Source organism: Actinoplanes sp. NPDC089786, assembly GCF_040684855.1.
Taxonomy (GTDB): Bacteria; Actinomycetota; Actinomycetes; order Mycobacteriales; family Micromonosporaceae; genus Actinoplanes.
Genome location: NZ_JBFBGU010000014.1, coordinates 226,923 through 248,086, shown reverse-complemented (window position 1 = coordinate 248,086; position 21,164 = coordinate 226,923). Strand labels below are relative to the sequence as shown.

The 21,164-nt window shown below is 71.8% G+C and carries 15 protein-coding genes and 1 pseudogene; 7 read left to right on the top strand and 9 right to left on the bottom strand.

What is annotated here, in order from left to right; genetic code table 11:
- Window positions 1-169 precede the first annotated feature (169 nt).
- A complete protein-coding gene (locus tag AB0O15_RS32080) occupies window positions 170-574 on the top strand; it encodes a CAP domain-containing protein (protein WP_364326172.1) in 405 nt (134 codons plus the stop codon).
- Between the two features lie 41 nt (window positions 575-615).
- Here the strand turns inward: AB0O15_RS32080 and AB0O15_RS32075 are convergent, their stop codons facing one another.
- The 3 genes from AB0O15_RS32075 to AB0O15_RS32065 form a co-directional block, all read right to left on the bottom strand.
- Entirely contained in the window at window positions 616-1,542 is a 927-nt protein-coding gene (locus AB0O15_RS32075) for a carbohydrate ABC transporter permease (protein ID WP_364326169.1), read from the bottom strand.
- On the bottom strand, window positions 1,539-2,546 hold the full coding sequence (locus AB0O15_RS32070) for a sugar ABC transporter permease (RefSeq protein WP_364326166.1): 1,008 nt from the start codon (window positions 2,544-2,546) through the stop codon (window positions 1,539-1,541). Before AB0O15_RS32070 ends, AB0O15_RS32075 begins: the two co-directional genes overlap by 4 nt.
- Window positions 2,547-2,652: 106 nt before the next feature.
- Window positions 2,653-4,020, bottom strand: coding sequence for an ABC transporter substrate-binding protein (locus AB0O15_RS32065; RefSeq protein ID WP_364326163.1), 1,368 nt, complete (start codon window positions 4,018-4,020; stop codon window positions 2,653-2,655).
- A 247-nt stretch (window positions 4,021-4,267) separates the two neighbouring features.
- Between AB0O15_RS32065 and AB0O15_RS32060 the strand changes: the two genes are divergently transcribed.
- Window positions 4,268-4,990, top strand: a complete 723-nt coding sequence (locus AB0O15_RS32060; protein ID WP_364326161.1) for a L,D-transpeptidase family protein — start codon at window positions 4,268-4,270, stop codon at window positions 4,988-4,990.
- A gap of 57 nt (window positions 4,991-5,047) precedes the next feature.
- Here AB0O15_RS32060 and AB0O15_RS32055 read toward each other — a convergent pair whose 3' ends face one another.
- Window positions 5,048-5,257 carry a hypothetical protein gene (locus AB0O15_RS32055; protein ID WP_364326158.1) on the bottom strand — a complete coding sequence of 70 codons (210 nt, stop codon included), beginning with the start codon at window positions 5,255-5,257 and terminating at the stop codon, window positions 5,048-5,050.
- Between the two features lie 225 nt (window positions 5,258-5,482).
- Here AB0O15_RS32055 and AB0O15_RS32050 point away from each other — a divergent pair, with 225 nt between their 5' ends.
- From AB0O15_RS32050 to AB0O15_RS32035, 4 genes and pseudogenes are all read left to right on the top strand, one after another.
- Window positions 5,483-6,823 (top strand): efflux RND transporter periplasmic adaptor subunit, encoded by a 1,341-nt coding sequence (locus AB0O15_RS32050; protein WP_364326156.1) that lies wholly within the window; start codon window positions 5,483-5,485, stop codon window positions 6,821-6,823.
- Between the two features lie 28 nt (window positions 6,824-6,851).
- A pseudogene (locus AB0O15_RS32045) lies at window positions 6,852-7,529 on the top strand (ABC transporter ATP-binding protein); the annotation flags it as partial.
- A gap of 2 nt (window positions 7,530-7,531) precedes the next feature.
- Window positions 7,532-8,716 (top strand): ABC transporter permease, encoded by a 1,185-nt coding sequence (locus tag AB0O15_RS32040; protein ID WP_364326153.1) that lies wholly within the window; start codon window positions 7,532-7,534, stop codon window positions 8,714-8,716.
- A gap of 66 nt (window positions 8,717-8,782) precedes the next feature.
- Window positions 8,783-9,832 (top strand): GGDEF domain-containing protein, encoded by a 1,050-nt coding sequence (locus tag AB0O15_RS32035; RefSeq protein ID WP_364326150.1) that lies wholly within the window; start codon window positions 8,783-8,785, stop codon window positions 9,830-9,832.
- Here AB0O15_RS32035 and AB0O15_RS32030 read toward each other — a convergent pair.
- The 5 genes from AB0O15_RS32030 to AB0O15_RS32010 form a co-directional block, all read right to left on the bottom strand.
- Window positions 9,780-15,767, bottom strand: a complete 5,988-nt coding sequence (locus AB0O15_RS32030; RefSeq protein ID WP_364326147.1) for a hypothetical protein — start codon at window positions 15,765-15,767, stop codon at window positions 9,780-9,782. The two genes, AB0O15_RS32035 and AB0O15_RS32030, sit on opposite strands and share 53 nt — an antisense overlap.
- 1,048 nt (window positions 15,768-16,815) lie before the next feature.
- The gene (locus AB0O15_RS32025) at window positions 16,816-17,253 is read right to left on the bottom strand and encodes a hypothetical protein (protein WP_364326144.1); all 438 of its coding nucleotides are present in this window, start codon (window positions 17,251-17,253) and stop codon (window positions 16,816-16,818) included.
- A 90-nt stretch (window positions 17,254-17,343) separates the two neighbouring features.
- On the bottom strand, window positions 17,344-17,994 hold the full coding sequence (locus AB0O15_RS32020; RefSeq protein ID WP_364326191.1) for a pirin-like C-terminal cupin domain-containing protein: 651 nt from the start codon (window positions 17,992-17,994) through the stop codon (window positions 17,344-17,346).
- 65 nt (window positions 17,995-18,059) lie between these two features.
- A complete protein-coding gene (locus AB0O15_RS32015) occupies window positions 18,060-18,470 on the bottom strand; it encodes a pyridoxamine 5'-phosphate oxidase family protein (protein WP_364326142.1) in 411 nt (136 codons plus the stop codon).
- Window positions 18,467-19,867 carry a DUF2252 domain-containing protein gene (locus AB0O15_RS32010; protein ID WP_364326140.1) on the bottom strand — a complete coding sequence of 467 codons (1,401 nt, stop codon included), beginning with the start codon at window positions 19,865-19,867 and terminating at the stop codon, window positions 18,467-18,469. The genes AB0O15_RS32015 and AB0O15_RS32010 overlap by 4 nt, the downstream gene beginning before the upstream one ends.
- 273 nt (window positions 19,868-20,140) lie before the next feature.
- On the opposite strand from AB0O15_RS32010, the gene AB0O15_RS32005 reads away from it, so the two are divergent.
- Window positions 20,141-21,118 (top strand): LacI family DNA-binding transcriptional regulator, encoded by a 978-nt coding sequence (locus AB0O15_RS32005; protein ID WP_364326138.1) that lies wholly within the window; start codon window positions 20,141-20,143, stop codon window positions 21,116-21,118.
- Window positions 21,119-21,164: the final 46 nt, after the last annotated feature.

Here is a 21,164-nt window from a genome sequence, read left to right as displayed (position 1 = left end):
CCACGCGTAGTACGGGATCACCGGGCCACCGGTGTCGCCCCACCCGGCGACCACCGGGCGGCCGTCGTCCAGGGTCAGCTCGGTCGGGGTGATCCAGCCGGCGGCGAAACCGGCCGCCCAGCCGGCCGACACCGTCGACGCGGCGCGGCGGGACGTCACGCCCGGCTCGGTGTCCGGGAGCCCGGCCGCGCCCGTACAGCAGCAGGTCTTGAACCTGGTCAACGAGAATCGGCGGCGTGGTGGGTGCGAGTCGCTGACGCTCGACCGCCGGCTCATCACGGCCGCGAACCGGCACGCGTCGGACATGGCGCGGCGCGGGTACTTCGCGCACGAGTCGCCGAGCGGTGACGGCGCGGGGGAGCGGGTCGAGGACGCCGGGTACGACTGGAAGCGGTACGGCGAGAACATCGCGCGCGGGGCGGACAGCGCCTACGAGGTGGTCGACGGCTGGATGAACAGCCCGTCCCACCGGGAGAACATCATGGACTGCAAGCTGCACCAGATGGGCATCGGGCTGGCGTTCGACTCGGACCGGACGCCGTACTGGGTCCAGGATTTCGCCACGCCGCAGTGAGGTGGCTTGCCGGGCGCGTCCGAGGGCGCGCCCGGCAAACGTCACCCCTTGACGCTGCCCGCGAGCAGGCCGCGCACGAAATAGCGCTGGGAGAACACGAACACCAGCACCGGCACGATGATCGACACGAACGCGCCGGCCGACAGCAGGTGCCACGCGTTGCCGCGGGTGCCGGCCAGGTTGGCCAGCGCCACCGTGATCGGCGCGACCGCGTTGCCGCCGCCCGCGAAGGTCAGGGCGACCAGCAGGTCGTTCCAGACCCAGAGGAACTGGAAGATGCCGAACGCCGCCAGGGCCGGGCGCAGCAGCGGCAGCAGCACCCGGAAGAAGATGGCGACGTGGCCGGCGCCGTCGATCCGGGCCGCCTCGAGCAGCGTGGCCGGCACTTCCTTCATGAAGTTGTGCAGGATGAACACGGCCAGCGGCAGCGCGAAGATCGAGTGCGACAGCCAGATCGGCCAGAAGGTGCCCGCGACGCCGCCGTCGACATAGAGCGTCAGCAGCGGGATCAGGGTCACCTGGATCGGCACGATCTGCAGGGCGAAGACCGCGACGAACAGGACATTCTTGCCGGGGAACCTGATCCAGGCGAACGCGTACGCGGCCAGGGCGGCCAGCGTCACCGGGATGATCACCGACGGGATGGTGATGATGAACGAGTTGAAGAAGTAGTCGGCCAGCCCGCCGGACTGGTCCGTGCCCAGCACGGCCTTGTAGTTGTCCAGGGTGAGCGTCGGGTCGCTGAAGAACGTCCACCAGCCGCTGCTGCGGATGTCTCGCTGAGGACGGAACGACGACACCAGGAGGCCGAACGTCGGCAGCGTCCACAGCACGGCCAGGACGACCGCGAACAGCGACGCCCACGGCGAGGTGAGCCGCTGCCTGGCCTTGCCGGCCGTGGATTCCTTCGGTGCCTTCAACGGTGCCTCGGCCACCGTGACCGGAGCGATCGGTGCGCTGCTCATCATCCCTCCGATGCCCTGAGCTGGCGGATGTTGTACACGACGATCGGGATCACCAGTACGAACAGCAGCACCGCGAGGGCCGCGCCGAGTCCCTGGTTGTCGCTGCGGAAACTCTGGCTGTAGAACTCGTTGGCCACCACGCTGGTGTTGAACTGGCCGCCGGTCATCGTGCGGACGATGTCGAAGACCTTCAGCGTGGCGATGCCGATCGTGGTCAGCACGACGACCACGGCCGGCCGGATGCTCGGCAGCGTGATGAACCGGAACATGCCGAACGCGGTGACCCCGTCCAGCCGGGCCGCCTCGATCACATCGTCCGGAATCGCCTTGATGGCCGCCGAGAGCAGGGTCATCGCAAAGCCCGCCTGGATCCAGATCATCACGACGATGAGCAGGAACGTGTTCAGCGGCGAGTTGATCAGCCACTGCTGGGGTTCCAGGCCCAGCCAGACCATGATCTGGTTGAGCAGGCCGATCTGCTTCACGTTGCCCTGGTTGGGGCGGTACTCGTAGACGAACCGCCAGATGATCGACGCGCCGACGAACGAGATCGCCATCGGCAGGAAGATCAGGGCCTTGGCGGCCGCCTCGATCCGGGCCTTGTCGACCAGGATCGCGTAGATCAGGCCGACCGCGGTGGCCACGAACGGCGTCACCACGACCCAGAAGACGGTATTGCGCAGCACCGTGAGCTGTTCGGTGTCGCTGAAGATCGTGCCGTAGTTGCCCAGGCCGATGAACGTGTCACCGGCGGCGTCGAAGAACGATTGCCAGATCGTGCGCAGGCCCGGATAGACCAGCCCCACGAGCAGCATCAGCAGCGTCGGCAGCAGGTACAGATAACCGACGGTCCGGTCGCCGTTGCGCCCCCGGGCCAGGCTGGCCAGGAACAGGATGATCCCCATGACCGCCACGAAGATGACGATCGCGGCGACCATCTGGACGACCTTGCCAGAGTTGGTCTCCACCGGAGCGAACGGCCAGGGAAGCGCCAAAATGTCATTCATTGGGCCTCCTCCACCTACCTTCTAGATGAGACCGGCCGGGGCGGAGTGCCGCCCCGGCCGGTCCGAAGTTACTTGATCTCTGTGTGACCTAGATCATCCGATCAGATCACTTGGGCCAGGCCTTTTCGATGTTGCCCAAGGTCGTCTGGGTGTCCTGGCCGGTGATCCAGTTGGTCGACTGCTTCCAGAAGGCGTTCGAGCCCACCGCGGCCGGCATCTGGTCGGAACCGTCGAAGCGGAAGACCGCCTTCGGATCCTGCAGGATTCCGGCCGACAGCTTGTCGATCGGGCTGCTCAGGTTGTTCACGTCCAGACCCTTGTTGGCGCTGACCCAGCCCTGGGAGAGCTTGGCCTTGGCGTTCGCCCACGTGTCGGTGGACAGGTAGGTCTGGAACGCCTGGACCTCGGGCCGGTTGGCGAACGACAGCACGAACTCGCCACCGCCGAGGACCGGCTTGCTGCTGGCGTCCTTGCCGGGCAGGTAGAACGCGAAGACGTCGCCGTCCTGCGCCACCTTGGTGTCCTTGTCCCAGTTGGCCGCGTAGAAGTTCGCCTGGCGGTGCAGCGAACAGGTGCCGTCCGGAATGGTCAGGCCACCGTCCTGGAACGTGGTGGTGGCGATGCTCTTGACGTCGCCGTAGCCGCCGTTCACGTAGGCCGGGTTCTTCAGGTACGCCCCGACGCCGTCCAGCGCCGCGGTCGCGTCCGGGCCGTTGAACGGGATCTCGTGCTTGACCCACTGGTCGTACTTCTCCGGCCCGCTGAGCCGGAGCATGAAGTCTTCCATCCAGTCGGTGACCGGCCACCCGGTGGCCTCACCGCTGGCGATGCCCGCGCACCACGGCTTCTTCTTGGTCGCGGCGATCTTGTCGCTCAGTGCCTTGAGCTCGTCCAGCGTGGTCGGAACCGTGTAGCCGTTCTCCTGGAACTCCGACGGGGAGTACCAGACCAGCGACTTCACGTTGGCGCCGAGCGGCGCGGCGTAGAGCTTGCCGTCGACCGTGCCGTACGCCCGCCAGTCCTTGCCGAACCACTTGTCCACGTTCTCGGACACCTGCTTGGGCGCCTCGACCGCCTTGCCCGTCGCCACCAGCTGCTGCAGCAGGCCGGGCTGCGGCACGTAGGCGAGGTCCGGCGGGTTGCCGGCCTTGGCCCGCACCAGGACCTGGGTCTCGAAGGCCTTGTCGCCCTCGTACTTCACGGTCACACCGGTGCACTGCTCGAACGGCTTGTACGAGTCGATCTGCGGCTTGTCCTCCGGCGTGATGATGCCGGTGTAGATGGAGACCGTCTTGCCCTTGAGGTCGCCGAAGCTGCTGAACTGCGCGCAGTCGATCGCCGCTGCCGAGGGAGTGTCCTCCCCGCTGTCGTCACCGCCACCGTCACCACAGGCGGCCAGGCCGAGAACCAGCCCGACACCGACCGTTCCGGCGAGCGCGGCTCGCCACCGCGGTCCCACGGAGTTTATTGACATGGCTCTCCTCATTCCCTTGTTCGCATCGGTCTATTGACGCTACGTGACCGAGCGAAGCCTCACCGCGCACAGTCAAATTGGATCGCGAAGGTTACGCAACGGTTTCCAGGGATCTTCCGCGTAACGATTCTTCGCCCGTCGGCCGGTTGCGACTCCGTCGTCCGGATGAGTTACCCGACTGCTTCGGTGTGCTTCGATGTCCGCACGCATTCCTGGGGAGGACGAATTGGGAGTCCAACGGACAATCGTGCGTATCGGTGCGATCGCCACGGCGATCGTCATCGGTGCGGGCCTGCTGGTGGCCGGGTCGCCGGCCGCGAGCGCCGCCGCGCGTACGCCGTCGGCCGCCGTCGTCGTGACACGGGCCGCCGCGGCCTCGTGCTCGACCGGCAAGTACCAGAAACAGGTCGAGGGATACCTCAGGCAATTGGGGTACGGGAAGCTCAGCGTCGACGGCCGCCAGTCGTCGTCCGACTGCGCCGCGATCAAGAAGTTCCAGAGCCGGTACGGGATCAAGCCGGTGTCCGGGCTGGCCGGGCCCACCACCCACGGCGTGGCCAAGCGGCTCGCGGGCACCAAGGTGTCCAGCTGCAAGGCGAGCAGGTCGAAGGTCACGGTGTGCGTTGACCTCACGCACCAGACGGTCTTCGTGCTCAAGAAGGGCGGGGGCTACCTGCTCAAGCCGACCGTGACGCGGACCGGCATGAAGCGGTACGCCACGCCGAAGGGCACGTACAGGATCGGGCAGCGCGCCAACCCGGAGTACTCCGAGAAGTACAAGGTCAACATGTACAACTGGCAGCGCTTCAACGGCGGGATCGGCCTGCACCGGACCACGACCTACCTGCATGACAGCTGGCGTGGCTCGCACGGCTGCGTCAACCTGCTCAAGTCCGACGCCGTGTTCCTCTACGGCAAGCTGAAGAAGGGCACGACCGTCAAGGTGTACGGGCGCCGGCCGGGCACCTGAGCCTGGTCCACATTCGCTTCCGGGGCGCGTCCACCGGCGGCGAATGGGGAACTGGGCTCAAGCCGCCTTGGCGTAGTCGAGTCTGTTGTGGATGATGGCGGCCGAAAGAGCATGCGTGGTCAACACGTCGTGCTGCGGGAAGACGATCTCCTCGCCGGTCGCCATCACCACGTGCAGCCCCCGTCGGCCCAGCGAGTAGCGCACGTCGGTGAACCGGGTGACCGTGTCGTCGTGGTGCACGACGGTCAGCTCATCGGCGCGGAGCATGTCTCCCCCTTATCCGCGGGCGGTCCCGCGGTTCAGACTTCTCACGGTGACAGGCCGGCGCACGCCGCGTAGTCGGCGAAAGGTCCAGCCTTGGGGCAGAAACCCGACAGTGCCGACGTATCACGCCGGCGATCTTGTCGTAGGAGCGGATCAAGGCCTGTTCCAGATTCGCCTCCGGGGCGTCTGGACTGGGGCGAATCCGGAACAGGTCCTACAGTTGCCGACGTGAATGGCCACCCCCGGCGCACGTTGGCGCTGCTCATCGCGGCCCTGCTGCTGCCCGTGCTGACCGCCGCCTCGTGCGGCGACGAGCCGTCCGGCGTCGGCCTCGGCGCGGCCTCCCGCGGCGAGGTCGCCGAGATCGTCGAGGCCCCCGGCTCGGTCACCGCCCGGGCCGCCGCCACGGTCACCTCACCGGCCGAGGGCACCCTCGCCGACCTGCGCGTCACGCCCGGCCAGCGGGTCGGCAAGGGCACCGTGCTCGCGGTCATCGACTCGCCCGCGGTGGCCGACCGGCTGGCCGACGCCGAACGGGCGCTCGACGCGGCGCCGGCCGTCTCCACCGGCAACTACGTGACCGTCGGCACCACCACCGACAAGCGCGCGGGCAAGGCCTTCGACGCCGCCCGGGCGGCCGCCGGCAAGGTCACCGACCTCGAGGTCCGGGCCGCGCTGCTGGCCCAGATCGACGCGGCCGAGCAGCAGTACGAGGCCGCCTCCCGGGCCGCGGCCGAGGCGGTCCGATCCGTACAGGAGGGTCTGGCCGGTCTGTCCCGTGCCCTCGGCGCCCTCTCGGCCGCCCAGCAACTGCAGGCCAAGCAGGCGTACGACCTGGCCGTCGCGGCCGACGACGCGCTGACCCTCCGCGCTCCGGTGGCGGGCGTGGTCCAGCTCGGCGGAACGCCCGCGGCCTCCGGCGCCTCGCTCACCGACCTGCTGTCCGGGGGCGGCGCGACCACCGGCGGCGCGTCCGGCGGCCTGCCCGCCGCCCCGGCCGCCGCGCCCGCCGGCGCCGACCCGGCCGTCCCCGAGGGCGGCCCGGTCAGCGCCGGCACCGCGATCGTCACGGTCGTCGACATCGGCCGGCTCGGCCTCACCACCGAGGTCGATGAGACCGACATCCTGCTGGTCAAGGCCGGTGGCGAGGCGACCGTCGAGCTTGACGCGGCGACCGGCGCGAGCTACCGGGCCACGGTCCGCTCGATCGACCAGCTGCCCACCACCTCGGCCCGCGGGGGAGTGTCCTACCGGGTACGGCTCGACCTGGGCAAAGGCACGCTCGACGACGGCAGCGCGGCGCCGACGCCCCGGCCCGGGATGAGCGCGGTGGTCCGGCTGCGGGTGCGCGAGGCCGACGACGCGGTCACCGTGCCGGCCTCGGCCGTGGTCGACGCCGACGGGCGGTCCACGGTGTGGGCGGTGCGCGACGGCAAGGCCGAGCGGGTGCCGGTGACGCTGGGTGTGCAGGGTGAGGACACCGTGCAGGTGACGACCGGCCTGAGCGACGGGCAGCCGATCGTGGTCTCCGGCGCCGACCAGGTGCGTGCGGGCCAGGAACTGCCGTGACCTGCTTTTTCTCGGCCGGGATGCGACCGTGACCGCCGCGGGGCCGGCGATCGTCGCCACCGGGGTCGCCCGCACGTACGACCTGGACGGGGTCTCGGTGACCGCGCTCAAGGGCGTCTCGCTGACCGTCGAGGCCGACGACTACCTGGCCATCGTGGGCACCTCCGGCTCCGGCAAGTCCACCCTGATGCACCTGCTCGGCGCGCTCGACCGGCCCACCTCCGGCACCCTGCTGATCGGCGGCCGCGACGTCGCCACGCTCGGGCCGGGCGAGATGGCCAAGCTGCGCAACGAGACCATCGGCTTCGTCTTCCAGTCGTTCCACCTGCTCGCCCGCACCACCGCCCAGGACAACGTGGCGCTGCCGCTGGTCTATCGCGGGGTGGCCCGGCGTGAGCGCAGCGAACGGGCGGCGGCCATGCTCGCCCGGGTCGGGCTCGCGCACCGCGCCGGGCACCGGCCCAACCAGATGTCCGGCGGCGAACAGCAGCGGGTGGCGATCGCCCGGGCCCTGGTCACCGGGCCGTCGGTGCTCCTGGCCGACGAGCCGACCGGCAACCTCGACACGGCGACCGGAGAATCCGTACTCGCGCTGCTCGAGTCCCTGAACGCCGAAGGCGTCGCCATCGTCCTGGTCACCCACGACCGCGAGGTGGCCGCGCGGGCCCGGCGGCAGATCCGGATGCGCGACGGCGAGATCGTGGCCTCGTGAGAGTCGGCGAAGCCTGGCGCGTCGCCATCGACGCCCTGCGGGCCAACCGGCTGCGCAGCATCCTCACCATGCTCGGCGTGGTCATCGGGGTCGCGGCCGTGGTCGCGCTGGTGGCCATCGGCACCGGCACCAAGCAGCAGATCGAGTCGCAGGTCGAGGGCCTCGGCTCCAACCTGCTCCTGGTCGTGCCCGGCCGGCTCGAGGCGGGCGCGGCGGCCACCGCCTCGACGATGACCCTGGACGACGTCGACGCGGTCACCCGGGTGGTCGGCGACCGGTCGCGCGTCGCGGTCACCGTCGCCTCCGGCGAGACGGTACGCGCGGGCAGCCGCAGCGCCTTCGCCAGCATGCAGGGCGTCCTGGAGACCACGCCGACCGTGTTCGTCCGCAAGCTCGACCGCGGCAGCTACTTCACCCGCTCCGACGTCAGCACGGGCCGGCGGGTCGCGGTGCTCGGCTCGGCCGTGGCCCGGTCGCTGTTCGGCGACCGCGACCCGATCGGGCGGCAGATCACCATCGGCGGCGTCCGGTTCCGGGTCACCGGCACCTTCGAGCCCCTGGGCCAGAGCCTCGGCGTCGACCGGGACAGCGAGGTGCACGTGCCCGTCACCGCCGCGCAACGGCTCCTCGGCACCGACCGGATCGACGGCCTGGCCATCCGGGCGCCCGACCGGGAACGCATCGGCGCGCTCGGCGACTCGGTGGTCGCCGCCCTGGTCAAACGCCACCCCGACACCGACTTCAGCGCGGTCACCCAGGAACAGATCCTGGGCGTGCTGGGCGACATCCTGGGCGTGCTGACCGGTGTGCTCGCCGCCATCGCCGGCATCAGCCTGCTCGTCGGCGGGGTCGGCGTCTCCAACATCATGCTGGTGTCGGTGCGCGAGCGGACCAGGGAGATCGGGCTGCGGAAGGCGGTCGGGGCCCGCCCCCGCGACATCAGTGTCCAGTTCCTCCTGGAAGCGGTGCTTCTGACGACCATCGGCGGTGTGCTCGGTATGGCCCTCGGCATCACCGCCGCCCTGCTCGTCGACCGGTTGTCCCCGGTGCCCGCGGCGATCACCTGGTGGGCGCTGGCGCTCGCGTTCGGCGTCTCGGCGGCGGTCGGCATCATCTTCGGCGTCGTACCGGCCCAGCGCGCCGGCCGCCTCGACCCGGTAGTGGCCCTGCGCACGGAATAGCGCCCAACACTCAACCGGTCGCTCCTTCCGCCGATCTGTGCCAGGAGAGAACCCGGAGGAGGAACCATGGCGTACGAGATCCGCGACCGCCACGGCGCGTCGCGATCCGTCGCGTACCTCCTGTTCGCGGCCGCTCCCTTCGTACTCCTCACGGGTTTCGTCCTGCAGCCGGGCCAAGCGCTGCCGATCCTGATCGCCATCGGGACCACCGCGCTGGCCCTCGCCCTGGGCGCGTGGGTCTGCTGGTCGCGCCCGCACCGGCTGCCCGACCTGTTCTACTGGTCGGCGCCGCTGAGCGCCACCCTGGTCATCTCCGGGCTCAACCTGATGACCAAGGACGCCAGCACCGGCTCCCAGCTCTTCTACCTGTGGCCGGTGCTGTACGCGGCGAACTTCCTCAGCCGCCGCGTCATCTACCTCAACCTGGTCGCGGTGAGCACCGGCCAGGCCGGCGTGGTGATCGTGGCCCTGCGGGCGGAGAACGCGTTCGCCGACTGGATCGCCATGACCATCGCGCTGATCATGACCGCGGTCGTCGTCTACAGCCTCCGCGACCGCGCCGACCAGCTGCGCCGCAAGCTCGAGGACCAGGCCTTCGCCGACCCGCTCACCGGCCTGGCCAACCGCCGCGCCTTCGACGACGCGCTCGCCGCGGCCGGCCGGTCGGCGCCCCTCGCGGTCATCACGATCGACCTCGACCACTTCAAAGGCATCAACGACACGTACGGCCACGCCGCCGGCGACGCCGCCCTGCAGCTCGTGGCCGGCGCGATGCGGGAGGTCGCGTCGCCCGACGACGTGGTGGCCCGGTTCGGCGGCGACGAGTTCGTCATGCTGCTGCGCGGCGACCAGCCCGCGGCGCTGCGCGCGGTCACCCGCCTCCAGGAGATCGTCGCCCAGGACACCACGCTGCGCTCCGGCCCGCCCGGCCTGAGCATCGGCGTGGCCGCCCTGCCCGAGCACGCCCTGGACGTCGAAGACCTGGTCCGGGCCTCCGACACGGCCCTCTACAGCGCCAAGAGCGGCGGCCGGGGCCGGGTGGCCGTGGCGACGATGCCCGGTTTCACGCCTCCGGCGCCGGCTCCTGATCCGGCCCCAGCAGCGCCGGGTCGATGATCTCCCGCCGCATGCGCGGATAGGGGCCCCAGCCGTCCCGGAGCACGTGGATGTAGACCGCCTCCAGGCTCACACCGACCCGCTCGGCCAGATCCATGTCGTCCTCGTCGCCCAGCCGCACGGCCCGCGCGAAATGATCCAGGGCCTCCATGTGCCGCCCCTGATCGAAGGCGCTCCGCCCCGCGTTCTCATGCACCACGGCGCGCAGCGGCTCCGGCGTCTCGGAACTGGCGGCCTGCTCGAACAGCCGGTCCGCCTCGACGAAGTCCCCCCGCAACCGCAACGTGTGCGCCAGCTCGGCCTGGGCGATCACCAGGGCCCGGGCATCACCGGCGCGCTCGGCGTGGGCCAGAGCCAGCCGGCTGGCCGCGGCGGCCATCCCTAACTCGCCGAGCAACCGATAAACCTCGGCCCGGACACTGAGCAGCCCCGCCTTGGTGGCATCGTCCTGCTCGGCGGCGAGCGGGCCGTCGAGCTGCTCACCCAGCCGCTGCAGCCCTTCCCGGTTGTCGACCACCTCGCGAAGCGTCCCGCCGTCCAGCCGCCACCGGATCGAGTCCAGATCCGCGGCCGTGGGGACGCCGTTCGTCTTCACCTCGGGGGCTGCCTCGGCTTTCACCTCGGCTCGTGTCTCGGCTTCTGCCTCGGCCTTTTCCTCGGCCGGCTTCTGGCCTGCGGCGGCTTCCTGGCTGACGGCCGCCCCCTGGCCCACGGCCTTCTCCTCCGCCCCGTCCTTTGCTTCCGCAGGGTTCTCGGGCTCGTCCCGGGCGGCCTTCTCGTTCTGCTCGCGTAACTCGCGGGCAACGATCATGGCCTGCTCGGCGGTCACGCCCCGCCCGTCGAAGAGGCCGCTGATGTCCAGGTCGATGACCACACCGTCAGCCCCGGCGACCGGCGCGGGCTTCTCCGGGGCCTTGGCTTCTTCGACCTTGCCCTCTTGAACCTGGGCCTCTTGAACCTGGGCCTCTTCGGCCTTGTTGCCGTTGCCGTCGGCCTCGGCCGGGCCACCCTTGCCGAACCAGTCGACCTTCAGGTCGGCGTCGACATACTTCCGCTCCGCGTCGGGGCCCGCGATCACCAGCCGGCCGATGGGCGCGGTGACCGGCGTCGGCGGCGCCGGCCGTTCCCCGGCCGGCACCACGTTGCGGCTGTCCGGCCCAGCAGGAACCTTCCGGCTCGACGGCGGCGATGCGCCGTCGACTTCTTGCGCCGACCCGCGGACGTCGGTCTCCCGCTCCGGAGCCGCCGGAGGCGCGCCGTGCGGGGGCGTTGTCTCGTTCCAGCCCGGAGCCTCTTCCGCGGCGGTGTCACGCCAGACCTCAGGCTGAGCTTGCGGCGCACCATGCCGCGGCGCAGGCCCGGCAGGCGTTCCACCATGCCGGGGCGCCGGCCCCTGCGGTGCGCCACCGTGCCGCGGTGCCGGCCCCTGGGGCACAACACCGCCGTGCCGTGGCGCAGGTGTTTGAGGCGCGTCGACGTGCCGCGGTCCTTGCAGGCCGTCCACCTGCTGCGGCGCGATGCCTTCCGCGCCCACTGGTGTGGCTGTGCCCTGTGTGACGGCGCCGTGTCGCGGTCCTTGCAGGCTATCCGCTTGCTGGGCAGGCGCTTGAGCCTGACCGCTCTGCCGTGCCAGCGGCTGTGTCCGATCGGCCGGCCGGCCTTGCTGCTGAGCGGGGTCGTGAGTTTCCGCCTCGGCTACGCCGCCTTCCTGCCCGCCGAAACCGTTCCAGCTCTGCGGACCATCCAGCGACTGCCCCGGCCCCCGCGTAGGCAACGGCCCACCCGGCCGCATCTGCGGCGGAACCAGCGACTCGGTCTCCTGACCCGGCCCGACCCCCGCGCCAGGCACCGACTGCTGTCCCGCCCCCGCCTGCGCGTCCCACGGCGGCTGGCTCGGCTGAACGCCCCGCGACTCCCGGCGATCCAGCCCGGCCTGGGCATTACTCGATTGCTGCTGGTCGCGCTGACCGTCCCATTGCTGAGTGTCGGTCTGGCCGGCTTGGGTGTCCCAAGGCTGCCGGACAGCCTGGCCGGACTCGGCATCCCAAGCCTGCCGTGCCCCGTGGCCCGGCTGCGGCTGCCGTGCCTGCTGAGGTGCCTGGGCGGGTTGGTCACGCCACGCTTGCGCTGCTGCCTGGCCGGATTCGGCTTCCGGTGCTGGTTGTCGCGCGTCCGGCTGCCGGTTCCACGCCTGTTCTGCGTTCGGCTGCGGATCCCATGCCTGGTGTTGTGCGTCCGGCTGGGTGTCCCAGGGTGTCTCGGGCTGGGTGTCCCAGGGTTGTTGCGCGGCGGGCTGGGCGTCCCAGGAATGCTGGGTGTCCGGGAGGGTGTTTGGCGCCGGACTTGGCTGGGCGTCCCAAGGTTCCTGGTGTGCGCCCGGCTGGGCGTCGGCGGGCCACGCCTGGTCGTCGCGCTGATCGGCTTGCGGATCGGACGACCAATCGTCGCCGCCGCGCAATTGGGACAGCCAAGCGTCATCGTCGTGGATCGCAGCCGGGTCGGGCTGCTGAGAGTCGTTCCACGGCTGGGCCGGAGCAGCCCACGGGTCCTGCGCCGCACCCGGCGCGATCTGGTCCGAGCCGGGCCATGCCTGCCGCCCAGCGGCCTGCTGCGGCGACGCACCCCAAGGCTGCTCCGGATCGGACTGCCACTGCTGGTCGGCGCCAACTCCCGGCGGAGGGGTGACGTTCTGCGGCTGCTGCTTGGACTGGTTCTTCTGCTTGCCGCCGTTCTTGTTGCGGCTCCAGGGGAAGCGGCGCTTTCCCTCCGCCGGCGGCTGGTCCTGCGCCGGCGCGGCTGGGGGCCGGCCCTGGGGCGCTACGGCCTGGGGCCCGCCCTGAGGCGCTGCGGCCTGGGGCCGGCCGTGGGGCGGCGCGGCGTGGGGTCCTCCGTGGGGCGGCGCGGCGTGGGGTCCGCCCTGAGGCGGTGCGGCGTGGGGTCCGCCCTGAGGCGGTGCGGCGTGGGGTCCGCCGTGAAAAGCGGCCGGAGGCTGACCGGCGGGCGCGGGACGGCGTGCCGGAGGAGCCTGCGGAGGCAAGGAAGACTGCGCGCCCGGTGCCTGCTCCGGCCACTGCGTCATGGGTGACGGCGGCGTTGGCACGGGCCGGTAGCTCGCCGAGGCCTGGCCGTCAGGGCTTGGGCGCATCGGCTCGGGCCGGTGGCTCGCCACGGCCTGGCCGTCCGCTGCCGGCCGCATCTGTTCAGGTTTGCGGCTCGGCGCGGCTTGAGCGCCCCGCGCCTGCGAAGTCGGCTGGGGACGCTGCCCGGGAGTTGCCGGCGTGGCGAGGGTGTCGGCGGGTGACGTTCCGTCGGGGCCCCAGTTCGCGGGCGGGGTCTGCTCCGGGCGGTGGTGTGCCGGTGCTTGCGCGGCGGGCTCGAAGCCCTGCGGCGTCGGCGCCGGAGTGCCGGGGCGCCCGGAGGCAGGTCTCCGCTGGCCGTAGGGCTCGGAGGCGGGCGAGGGGTACGTCTGCGGATCAGGCCGACGGGTCGTCTGCGGGGCCGTGTCCTGGGGTTCGGAGGTGTGGGTCGGCGGTTCGGTGGGCGGCGCCGGCGGGACCGCGCGTGCGGGAGCGCTCGGCGGGGCGCTGTTCACCACCCGCGGCTGGGCCGGTGGCTCGGCCTTCTTGAGTACGCGGGGCGGCGCGGGCGGCGTCGCCTTGTGGAGGACCCGGGGCTTGGTCGGGGGCGGTGTCTTGTGGAGTACGCGTGGGCCCTCGCCGTCGACCTCGGAAGGGTCGGGCTCCTGGTACTGGTCGGCGTCGGGGTAGCGCCAAGCATCGGCCGCCGCGCGGGCGTCGTCGGAGACGCCCTGGCCGAGGTGCTCTGCCGGCTCATCCGGCGCGCCCGGGCGAGCTCGGCCTGAGGCGCCGCTCCCGGGCTCGGGGCGGGCGTCGTCGGGGGCGATCGGGCGGGCTCGGCCCGTGGTGCCGCTTCCGGAGGCGGGGCGGGCTTCCTCGGGTGTGCCGGGGCGGGCCCGGCCGACCGCGCCGCTGCCGGAGGTGGGGCGGGTGTCTTCGGAGTACGGACTGGCCGACACCGGGCGGTCCTGCGGGTCCAGGCCGGCGGGTGGGACCGGGACCTGGGCGCGGCCGGTGACCGGCGGCGCGGGACGGGGCGGCGCGGGACGGGGCGGGGCAGGGCGGCGGGGGGCGTGGCGGCGCTGGTCGGGGTGGTCCTCGGGGTGGTACTGGCCCTCGAAGACGGATTCGTCCATGCCGTCGACGGTGATGCGGCTGCGCTGGGCGCGGATCGGCATGATCTCGCCCTCGAGGACCTCGCGGCCGTCGGGGGCGGGAGGGGCTGAAGGGGCGGGAGGGGCTGGAGGGGCGGGAGGGGCGTCGCTGCGGTCGACGACTGTGCCGTCGATGACCGCCCGGCCACGGACCGGCTCCGCGGGCATCTCGTAGTCGTTGACGTACTCGGCGGGGGCGGGACGTCCGAAGCGGTCGCGGGCGGTGCTGCGGCCGTCGATGGGAGCGGCGATGTCGACGTCGTCGGGGCCGTCGATGGCCACCCGCCGGCGGCGTGGGTCCTGGTCGGGGCGGGGGCGGATCTGCTGGTCGGGGCCACCGGCGCGCGGGTCGACGCGGGCCGCGCCGGCGACTCGGGGGTCGGGGCGGTCGTCGCGCGGCATGCGACGGTCTGTGCCGGCGACACGGGGATCGCGATCGGCGCCGGGGAGACGCGGGTCGCGGTCGGGGCGCGGGTCGCGGTTCGGGCCGGCGATGCGCGGGTCGAGGCCGGCGGCGACGCGTGGGTCGCGTTCGGAACCGGGGAGGCGCGAGTCGCGGTCCGGGCGTGGGGCGCGGCCTGGGATGCGCGGGTCGCGTTCCAGGCCTGGGGTGCGCTGGTCGCGGCGGGCCACCTCGCGGTCGTCGCGGTACGGCCCGCGGCGGGCGTCGTCGCGGTCGGGCCGGGGCCCGCGCGGGTCGAGGCGGGGGTCGGTACGGGCCACGCGGGAGTCGCGGCGCGGGTCGTTGCCACGGGCCGGGGAGGTGGGGCGAGGGTCGTTGCCACGGACCGGGGACGTGGGCCGAGGGTCGTCACCACGGGCCGGGGAGGTGGGGCGGGAGTCGCGGCGGGGGTCGTACGAGCGGTCGGGGCGGCCGCCGCGGTCGTAGTCGTCGCGGGGGAGGGCGTCGCGGCGGCGGTCGGGGGCTCGGTCGCCGGGGCGGTAGCGGTCGTCGCGGGAGTAACGGTCGTCGGCGGGGCGGCGGGGGCCGGCCTCGCCGTAGCGGTCGTCGGGGCGGTAGCGGTCGTCGTACCCGTACCCGTCATCGAGGTCTTGAGCGCGCGTGGGGTGGTCGCCCTTGTAGGTGCTGCGGCCGTCGGAGAAATCGGTGTCGCGGCCGGCGCCCTGGTCCGTGCGGGCGCGGGCGAGGTCGGCCAGGTAGGCGTCGTCGTCGTAGTCGTCGTCGACATAGTCGATGATCTCGGGATCGCGCCGGGGGCGGACGGCGCGGGTGCCGACGTCGGGGCCGTGGTATTCGGGGTTGTCGAAGTCGGCGCCGAACTCGGGGCGGTTGAAGTCGACGATGTCGCCGAGTGACGGGTCGGGCACCGAGGTGTCGGTGGGTACGAAGTCGGGGTCGTTCAGCCAGTCCGGCCGGGTGCTGTCGAAGTCGCCGCCCTTGGTGCCGGGCTTCGACAGGCCCTGCTGCGGCGGGGGCTCGGCGGGACGTTGCGGCGCCTTGGTCCGCTTGTTGCGGCGGCGGGCGGCGAGCTCGTCGGGTGGGCGTACATCAAGATCAATGGGGGTTGGCTCGGGATCGCCGTTCCGGCTGGACGTCTTGACCTGGGCGGGGCGGCGGGGGCGACGGCCGGGGGAATTCGCCGGCGGGTAACGGTCGGGCGCGGTCGCGGAGTTCTCCACATAGGCGACCGGGGAATTGTCCGTGTACTCGCCGTCCCAGTATTCGTCGTCCTCGTAACTCATGCCGACCCCGAATGGGCGACGATGGTGAAACACCGGTGGCGCATCGTCGTCCCCCCGTCCTGACCGAGCCGTGTCCGTCGGTCGCGACGCCCCCGCGCGCGGCCGATGTGGAACGTTAACCGCACTTGCGCAGTGTGCGCCACCTGGCAGGAAGCGCTTCACCGGGCCGTGGGGTCCGCTACGTGGGCGCCCGGGAGGGCACCCCTCGACGGACAGTACGTGTCACCCGGCCGTCCGGTTCAACCCTACCTGCAAAAAGTACGCTCCGATCTTGTGAATGCGCAGACGGTGACCATTTCCGGCGTGTTGATCGGACGGCAGAAAAACTGATCGGCTTAAGCAATTCTTAAAGCCCAGCTCAGGCAACCGGAAACCTTCCGTGACAGCGATGGGCCACCTGTGGCACGGCGGTGGTGAAGGGCACGTCGCCGCCGCGCGGATCTTGGGCTTTGGCCTGGCACCGTGGATGACGGAACTCGCCCGGCCGGCACGACGCGGTGCCGGCCCGGGCGTCCGGCCCGGCGGCGGTGCAGTGTCACCGCCCCTGCGTGTGGCGCCTCGCGAGCGCCCGGTCCTGGACGAGGCGCAGGGTGCGTTGCGACGAGCTGGGCCGTTGGCCGGACGGCCGCGAGCCGAGGCCGGTCGCCGCATAGGGCCCACCTTCGGGCAACCGCGCCTGGTCGGCGTCCTGCCGATCGGGTCGATCACTGGTGAGAGGAACACGATATGCCGCGTCTCGACATCGGCGCAGTTCGCGCGGGCTTCCGCAAGGCACTGCGCGGCATCGATGCCTGGACCCTGCAGACCATGAACTACCCGGCCGGCGGCCGCCGCCCCCGCACGTAAGTCCGCCGACCGGGTCCCGAACGGTGGCGAGGTGCACCTCGCCACCGTTCACTCTCTTCCGAGGTCACGTCCGTCGAGGCCGCGACCCGACCGAGGTAGTTCCGGCGGGCGCCGCGGGCGAGGTTGATCGCTCAGGGCCGGATGGTTCGCGGCCGAGCTGACTGAGCCCGACGAGCCGCGGGCCAAGCGGGTCGGATCGACGCTAATAACGCCCGTCGCCGATGAAGGGGCCGACCTTTGCCGGTAGCACCAGGCCCGCGTCGGCCAGGTCGTGCAGGATCGTGCCCAGTTCGGTCCGGTTCAGGGTGGCGGGTGGCTCGGGTTCGGGATGGGGTACGCCCAGAGCCCGCGCCGCCTCCACCGCGCGCACCGAGATCGCCGCCTCGACCGCCCACAAGCGGTGTGCCCTCATGGCCAGGTGGGCCGACGCGGTCAGCTCTCCATGCAGGCGGAGCAGTCGGCGCAGGTCACAGGCCAGTTGCTCGATCGGCGGGCCGATCGGCTGGGGGTCCGCGGGACGCCGGGCCCGCCACCGGTCGGCCACGGAGGCGCACCAGCGCGGCGCGAAGAGCACCGTGGCCCCGATGAGGGTCGGTGCGGCGATGATGAGGGCTAGTCGGCCGATGTCGACGATGGTCACGATCTGCTCCAGGCAGAAGTGCGGGATACCTCGACGATCCGCCCCTCTTCCAGGCCCGTCAAGCGGACTTTGTGCGATGTGGGACGTGGGTCAGCGGATCCGGCCGCGGGGAACCAGCCGGGTGATCGGCATCGGTGGCGCGGGCAGGGGCGGTCCCTCGTACCCGTGAACCTCGCCGAAGAGTGACCCCGACTCCCACGCCGCGCGGGCCTCGAGCACCTCCTCGTGGGTGCGGGCGACGAAGTTCCACCACATGACCAGCGATTCCGTGGACGGTTCGCCGCCGAGCAGCAGCACCCGGGTGGCCGGACCGGCCGCGATGCGCAGGGACGTGCGGCCCTCGCCCACGTACAGCAGCGGCCCAGGTTTCAGCTCCTGCCCGTCGATCATGGCGGCGCCGTCGAGGGTGAGCACCGCGTACTCGAAATCGGCACGCAGCGGGACCACCCCCTCAGCGCCGGCCGCCGCGGTGATCTCCGCGCTGGTCAGCGGGCTGAACGTCGTGGCCGGCGAGACCGCGTCGCCGAGCTCGCTCATGATCACGGTCGCGCGCAGGCCGCCGGCGGTGAAGACCGGGAGATCCGCGTGGTGGGCGAAGGCGGGCGGCCGGGCGCGGGCCGCGTCGGGCAGGGCAACCCATAGCTGTACGCCCTGGAGCACGCCGGAGTTGACCGTCGGCGTCTCCTCGGAATGCGAGATGCCGCGGCCGGCCGTCATCAGGTTGAGCCGGCCCGGCCGGATCCCGCCTGCAGGTTGCTCACCCCTGCACGCTATCCCGCGAATCCCGCCGTCTCGAGAAGCGCGGCCTAATCGGTCTTCAGCAGCGAATTGGCGCCGAGCACCCGAGTCACCTCGACGACGATGGCGACGCGCGAGGGGTTGGGTCGCGGCACCCGATAGCGCGCCGCGTAAAGATTCTCGGCCAGCGTGACCGCATCGACGGAGGACAGGATCGACGCCTTGCCCTCGACGGTGCTCCACCGCGCCCCGTCCACCTGGCAGATCGCCACCCGATTGGCCCCGGCCAGGATGTGCCTGACGTGCGCGGAGGACGACGAGCTGATCACCCGGGCCAGGCCGTCCTCGAAGGAGAGCGTCGCCCCGACCGCCACCACGTGAGGGGAACCGTCGGCACGCAGCGTGGTGAACGTGCAGAGGTGACGCTCGGTCCAGAAGGTCTGCAGTGCCGGTGAGGAGAGGGGTACGACGCCGCTCACGCCGCCCCCGATGTGGGCAGGAGGCCGCGGCGGACCGCGGACACCAGGGTCTCGTGGTCGCTCTCGACCTGGTCGGCGTAGGTTCGCGCGAACCGGGAGAGCGCCTCGTCGAGCTTGTCGCTGCTGCCCACGTACCCGGCGATCATCGACGCGCCGCTGGTCCGGGCGTGGCTCTTGGCCAGCAGGTAGCCGCAGATGCCGGCGTAGTCGGACAGCGCGCCCGCGCTGAGGTCGTCCACCACGATCGCGCCCTTCATGTCGCGGAACTGCCGTACGTAGTACTGGCGCTCGCCGACCGTCGTCCAGCCGAGCAGGGGGTCGCTGACCGTCTGCAACGCCTGCTGATATTCGACCACACGCTGTCCCTGGTGCCGGTGCCACGCCGAGTCACCGTGCACGTGGCGAGCCACCACCGAGCGTCGCGCCTGCTTGAGCTGCAGGAACACCACGTCGTCGGGGCTGCTGCCCTCGCACAGCGCGACGTAGGCGCGCAGGCCGACCGAGCCGACCCCGACGACCTTGTGCGCGATGTCGACGATCCGGTAGCCGGCCAGGATGCGTGCCCAGTGCGGCGGCAGCGTGTTCAGGTATCCGTCGAGGGCCTCGCCGACCAGGTCGCGGTCCGCCGGCGACAATCGGGTGATCAGCGGCGGCTCCTCGATGAGCCGGGCCGTCCCGTGGAAGGGCTCGGTGAAGCGGGGCAGAGCCCGGTCCGAGGTACGCCGCCGGGCCCGCCGGGCGGCGCGGGAGACCGAGTCCTTGAAGTTCGAGCCGGTCGCCGCCTGCCGCAGCCGATCCACGTCGAGCTGTTCGAACGACCGGGCCAGCAGCGGCTGTTCGGCGAGGTGGCCGATCTGCTCGCGGTACTCGGCCACGCAATGTCGCACGGCCTCGGCGCAGGCGCTTTCCCGGAATCCGTTCTGCCGCCCGGCCACGTGCACGCTGACCACCAGCCGGCGCAGGTCCCACTCCCACGCGCCGGGGTGCGCCTCGTCGAAGTCGTTCAGGTCGAAGACCAGCTCGCGCTCGGGTGAGGCGTAGAACCCGAAGTTCCCGAGGTGGGCGTCACCGCAGATCACGGGATTGATGCCGGTACGCGGCAGCGCCGCGAAGTCGTCGGCCATGACGTTGGCCGAGCCCCGCAGGAACGCGTAGGGCGACGCCACCATCCGGCCGATCCGCACCGGGATCAGCCAGGACACCCGGCCGGTGTGTGCCTCGGCGAGGTGGGCGAGCACGCCGGCGCGGTCGGCCGGCGGGGTCCAGAAGGCCATCTCCGAGCGATGCGCGCGTTCGCGGAGGGACCGGCCGAGTTCGTACCGCTCCTTGCGGGGCCGGCCGGGCCGGCGCAGCGAGGCGAATCCTTCGTCGGGGCCCGAGTCGAGCACGGTGTTCATCGTGCCGTAACTCTACGGATCGCGCATGAACCGGAGGCGACGCCGCGCATGAACGGGAAGCGCGCCACGCGTGAACCAGAGGCGGCGGCAAAGCGTGGACCGGAGGCGGTGGCAAAGCGACGACCGGAAACAATAGAGTCTTGACCCCGGCCGTGTTATCGCTAACATGAGGCAACGGGTCACGGGACCGGCCCGGCGTTAGTCTCTTCTCCAGGCCTTTCTTGAGGGGTTGAGGGTGCGTTGGTGGACATCAGGGGGTCCCGTGGCCCGGCTATGACCGACGTCGCGCGGCTGGCGGGGGTTTCGCACCAGACCGTGTCGCGGGTGCTGAACGATCACCCGAACGTGAAGGAGCAGACCCGGCTGCGCGTGCGCGCGGCCATCGCCGAGCTGGGCTACCGGCCCAACCGGGCGGCCCGCACGCTGGTCACCGGCCGTTCCCAGCTGCTCGGCGTGGTCACGCTGAACAGCACGCTGTTCGGCCCGGCGTCGCTGCTGGCGGCCTTCGAGCAGGCCGCGGCCGAGGCCGGCTTCGCGGTGAGCGTGGCCAGCGTGGTCAGGCTCGACCGGGAATCGGTGGCGGCGGCGGTCGACCGTCACCTCGATCAGCGCGTGGCGGGGCTGGTGGTGATCGCGCCGACCGCCTCGGCCGGCGAGGGGCTGGCCGCGCTGCCCGCGGGCGTGCCGGTGGTGACCATCGACGGCGACCCGAACCGGGCCCATGGGCTGGTCACGGTCGATCAGGTGGCCGGGGCCCGGGCCGCCACCCAACACCTGCTGGACGCCGGTCACCGCACGGTCTGGCACGTCTCCGGCCCGCCCGACTGGTACGACGCGGCCGGCCGGATCGAGGGCTGGCGGCGCACCCTCCAGGCGGCGGGGGCCGAGGTGCCGCCGCCGGTGCAGGCCGACTGGTCGGCCGCCGCGGGCTATGCGGCGGGGCAGATGCTGGCCCGGATGCCCGAGGTCACGGCGGTTTTCACGGCCAACGACCACCTGGCCCTGGGCCTGCTGCGGGCGCTCTACGAGCGGGGCCGGCGGGTGCCCGAGGACGTCAGCGTGGTCGGTTTCGACGACGTGCCCGAGGCGGCGTTCCTGATCCCGCCGCTGACCACGGTCCGCCCCGATTTCGCGGCCGTGGCGCTGGCCGGCCTCGATCTGCTGCTCGCTCAGATGGCCGATGCCGACGCCGCGCCCGGACAGACCGTGGTGGAGCCGGAACTGGTGGTGCGCAACAGCGTCCGCAGATAAAGCAAAGTAAAACCGTCGTGTCCTGAATGTTGCCGACAGCCGTTGA

Excerpts from the sequence above, each read along its gene's own strand:
- AB0O15_RS32075 (WP_364326169.1), bottom strand. The coding sequence starts at position 1,542 with ATGATGAGCAGCGCACCGATCGCTCCGGTCACGGTGGCCGAGGCACCG.
- AB0O15_RS32070 (WP_364326166.1), bottom strand. The coding sequence starts at position 2,546 with ATGAATGACATTTTGGCGCTTCCCTGGCCGTTCGCTCCGGTGGAGACC.
- AB0O15_RS32065 (WP_364326163.1), bottom strand. The coding sequence starts at position 4,020 with ATGTCAATAAACTCCGTGGGACCGCGGTGGCGAGCCGCGCTCGCCGGA.
- AB0O15_RS32055 (WP_364326158.1), bottom strand. The coding sequence starts at position 5,257 with ATGCTCCGCGCCGATGAGCTGACCGTCGTGCACCACGACGACACGGTC.
- AB0O15_RS32035 (WP_364326150.1), top strand. The coding sequence starts at position 8,783 with ATGGCGTACGAGATCCGCGACCGCCACGGCGCGTCGCGATCCGTCGCG.
- AB0O15_RS32030 (WP_364326147.1), bottom strand. The coding sequence starts at position 15,767 with ATGAGTTACGAGGACGACGAATACTGGGACGGCGAGTACACGGACAAT.
- AB0O15_RS32010 (WP_364326140.1), bottom strand. The coding sequence starts at position 19,867 with ATGAACACCGTGCTCGACTCGGGCCCCGACGAAGGATTCGCCTCGCTG.
- AB0O15_RS32005 (WP_364326138.1), top strand. The coding sequence starts at position 20,141 with ATGACCGACGTCGCGCGGCTGGCGGGGGTTTCGCACCAGACCGTGTCG.